A 3,978-nucleotide genomic window follows, 5' to 3' on the forward strand; every position below is an offset into this window, starting at 1 on the left:
TGATACCGTAAATACTGCTGAACAGAAAGTGATACAACCATTAGAATCTTGTACCATCCAGGTTACGGTAACTGATGTTTCGGTAAAGCCTGGAACACCTGTACCAGGATTTAGAGGAGCATGATTACCTCCGCCCGGATCTGCCGCAGCCGGTGTATACACGTATTCAACAGTTGGCGTTACGCCCGGATTTGCCGTTGCAAAAGCATCAAACCAAGTAGCAAAATCTGCATTTGTATTCGATTGCGATTCACTGGCAGACACTCCACAAACAACCTGATTAAATAATGAATTACTAGGACAGGTTATTGAAGGAAGTGGATTAATGTTAACCGTAGCCGTACTAGAGTCATTACCACAAGGAGCCGTGCCTGTTACAGTATACGTAAAGACTCTTGGGGTTGTTGCTCCCGGCGCCAATGTATAAGTCCCCGCAACAGCATCAAAAACACCGCCTGATCCTGAAGTGTCTGTCCAGGTTCCTCCCGGATCTTCACCACTTATTAAATCGAACAAGTTAATGACTGCGTTACTACCGACGCAAACTGCTGTACTGCCATCTGTTCCGGCATTGGGCTGTTCGATGACTATCAGACGCGCCTTACAATCACCTATAGAAACAATTCCAAAGTTACTTGTCACAAGTGTTAGTGTATATGTGCCTGGCGCTGGATTTACTACGGTAACTGTCTGTGTGTTAGCACCGCTTAATTGCGTCTGAGGCGATATTGTCCAACTGTAAGACTGCAAACCCGGAGGACCACTAAAGCTTGGGTCTGCATCGCTTTCGCAAATTGTTTGTTCCTGTGGAGCAATAGTACATGGCGGAGGTGGAATAACAATATCAGAAGCTTTAATCTGATTATCCTGTGATCCCAATGAAGCGCCGTCTAATGTAGATAATTTAAAATGGTATGGTCCACCATTAATAGAGGCAGCACCTAATCCCGTCCCATAATGAACTCCTGGATAATTAGGAAAATTATTCCCTAAAGACAAGTGACCGGCAAATAAAAACAGGATATTAGTAGATGATGATGTCCAGCGCAATTCATAATGCGCATAAGCTTCTCCGCTGATTCCATCATCATTATTGTATCCTACAAATACCAATTCAGCCGATGTAATTGCAGCATTACCATATAACTGCACTCCTCTTTTAGAGGAACCTCCAACAGCAACATCATATGCAGCAACCCTATCGGCCACACTTTGACCTAATGTGGAACCATAAGCTGTAGCAAGAGGTACCCCTGCAACAATATTGTTAGCTCCAGTATAAAGATTATTAATTATTGCTGCTGTTGCCGGAGGCCCTATGGCACCACCGTTTACGGACAATCCCGTAAACCCTGCAGTATTGGAAATAATCTGATAATCAATAAGTGCCCGATCATAACCGGTTATAAAGTCATAGGCATGATGCCCGCCTTTAGTAGCCAGGTGACTGATTTTAAGCACGTGCTGATTATTAGCAGTAGCTGGTATTCCTACGAGAACAAAACGTTGTAAAGTTGATGTCCCTTCATAATAAGTTGAATTGTTTTGTTGTAAAATACTATTTATCCATTTCTCTTGTGGATCGTTGGCAAATTGTTTGAAATCATTTCCCGACTGAGAATACACTCCAAGACCACAAAATAAAAGCAACAACACTGGTAATGATTTTGATAAATTAAATTGATACCTTGTAAAAACAGAATTTATCTCAAGTGTAAATTGCTTTAAAATACTTTGCCATAAACAAAAAACTGAAAAAACGTCTAACAAACCCATAATTGAGGACCTGTTATCATGACATTCTTTTTCGCAAAAACTCTTAATATTTCTTTTCATAATAATACGGTTTTAGAACCATATTACTAGAGGGAAGTAGACGACAGAAAAGGGGAATCCCAAAAAAAATACCCTTTCAATCAAAAAATTGAAACCTAAAGATTATTCAAAAAGAAAAAAGAAAAATGTTAATTGATTGTTGCGGAGGTATTATTGCATAAGCAATCACAATTAACCATAAAACCGTCAAATAACCTTGTTAAAGTTATTGACACAAATTTAACACTATTTTTAGTATCAACGTTAACAAATTCACAACACTTACAGACTTTAACATTTTTAACAATACATTGACTACCAATTACTTATAAATATAAAACTTAATAAAAGTTCTAAAAAAACAGCACTATCAATATTTAAAAAAAACTCCATCTGAACTTTACTGATTCAGTCCATTTGGAGGGTATGATACATGTTGCGAAAATCACCAGGATCTATTAAGAAACTTCTGATATCCTGTGAATTGAAATTTCAAGAAAGTTGGTAAAGCAATCCTTTGAATGCATATAAATAAGAAGAGGCTGATTATCACTAATCAGCCTCTTCCTTTTTTAATGAACTAAGGGTATCTATTTTTTGGAAATCACTTTTTTAGTACTTACTCCTTTGTCGGTGATCAGTTTGATAAAGAACATTTGTCCTTCACCAACATTGAATGTTGGTTGAATAACCACCTCTTTGTTGAAATAAGCATCAGGGTCATCGTAAGACATTAAGAACATGCCTTTCGCATCAAATACTTCAATTCTTGCTTTAGATTTATAATCGAAGTTGTATCTAACAGTAATATTGTCTTTGAACGGTACTGGATAAGTAGAGAACATTGACAAATCTTTAGTATCAGTCACTGGTCCTACAACTGAATCAGGAACCGGTACTGCCATTCTACATCCGTCAAATCCATTGTTAATTGCATCGACAGCCGCATTAACATCGGTTGGAGAAACTCCAGGAATCACTTGACCTCCTAAAATCGCATTTGCCAAATCGAACAACGAATCAACAGTTGGTGTTGCTCCTCCTTGTCTCAAGTAGTCGATAACAGATTGCGGGATGTGGAATATTTGAGCTGAACCCGAAGGAACATCAGATCCACATTCAACATCTACGGTAGCAAATGTGTCATGCAATTCATAATCACCTAATGTACCATCAACAAATCGGTTGAAGAACAAGGTCATGGTTTGAGAAAGCAGATTGTTGTTAATTCTACCTCGTGTATTTCTATTCGAAGTATTTCTTAATGGATCATTATCGGCCCAAGTTGAAAAATCATCAAAAGTGGCATATCCTACCAATGCTCTTGGAGTACCTCCTCCTGGCAACATTTTATAAATGTTGTTTTTAGAGATTGTTGAATTTCCATTAATATCTGATAATTTCAAAAGGAAATAATTACCTGAACCTACATTACCAAAATTGTAGCTACCTCCAGCTGCTGTTACCGCACCAACCATGATTTCATAGTCTGTGGTACGAATACCGTCCGGAGTACATGCGGAACCGTTATAAGCACCGTAGTAACCTTGAGTATAGGTACAGTGTGGCTCATCACAAGGCATTACTGTTACGGTAAAGTCACAAGATGAATCGTTACCACAATCATCAGTTGCAGTAAAGGTAACGGTTATGGTTTGTCCTACCGGGAATGGTGCATTAAGAGCCAATCCGTCAGAACGTGTTCCGACTACTTCTACTTCACCACCACAATTATCAGTTGCCTCAGGGGTAACTATAGTAGGGAATTCTTCACAAACTCCGATTACAATATCATCAGGACATTCGATTACCGGATCGGTTTCATCGAAGTGACGGGTAATACGAAGTGTTTGTTGTGCATCGTTACCACAATCATCGGTTACAGTGAATCGGTAATCACGGTATTGAGTACATTCATTAACACTACCGGAACCAATCAATACACCATCTACGCTGCCACTGGTTTCTCCACCGGCTCCACAATTATCTGTAAATGTTGTAGATACTTCTGTTGGCCATGCGGTGTTACAGCCTGGTAAAGCGTAATCAGCAATATCGGCAACAACCGGATCGGTTTCATCGAAGTGACGGGTAATACGAAGTGTTTGTTGTGCATCGTTACCACAATCATCGGTTACAGTGAATCGGTAGTCGCGGTATTGG

At 39.2% G+C, this 3,978-nt stretch carries 2 protein-coding genes; both read right to left on the reverse strand.

Annotated elements, in window-relative coordinates:
• Nucleotides 1-1,656 (reverse strand): hypothetical protein (locus ACWPKD_RS15145; protein WP_455413530.1); only part of this gene is annotated, 1,656 nt, incomplete at its 3' end.
• Between the two features lie 749 nt (nt 1,657-2,405).
• Nucleotides 2,406-3,978, reverse strand: a 1,573-nt coding sequence (locus tag ACWPKD_RS15150; RefSeq protein WP_455413531.1) for an HYR domain-containing protein, incomplete at its 5' end; no start/stop codon positions are given.

It is taken from the genome of Flavobacterium pedocola, assembly GCF_053764385.1.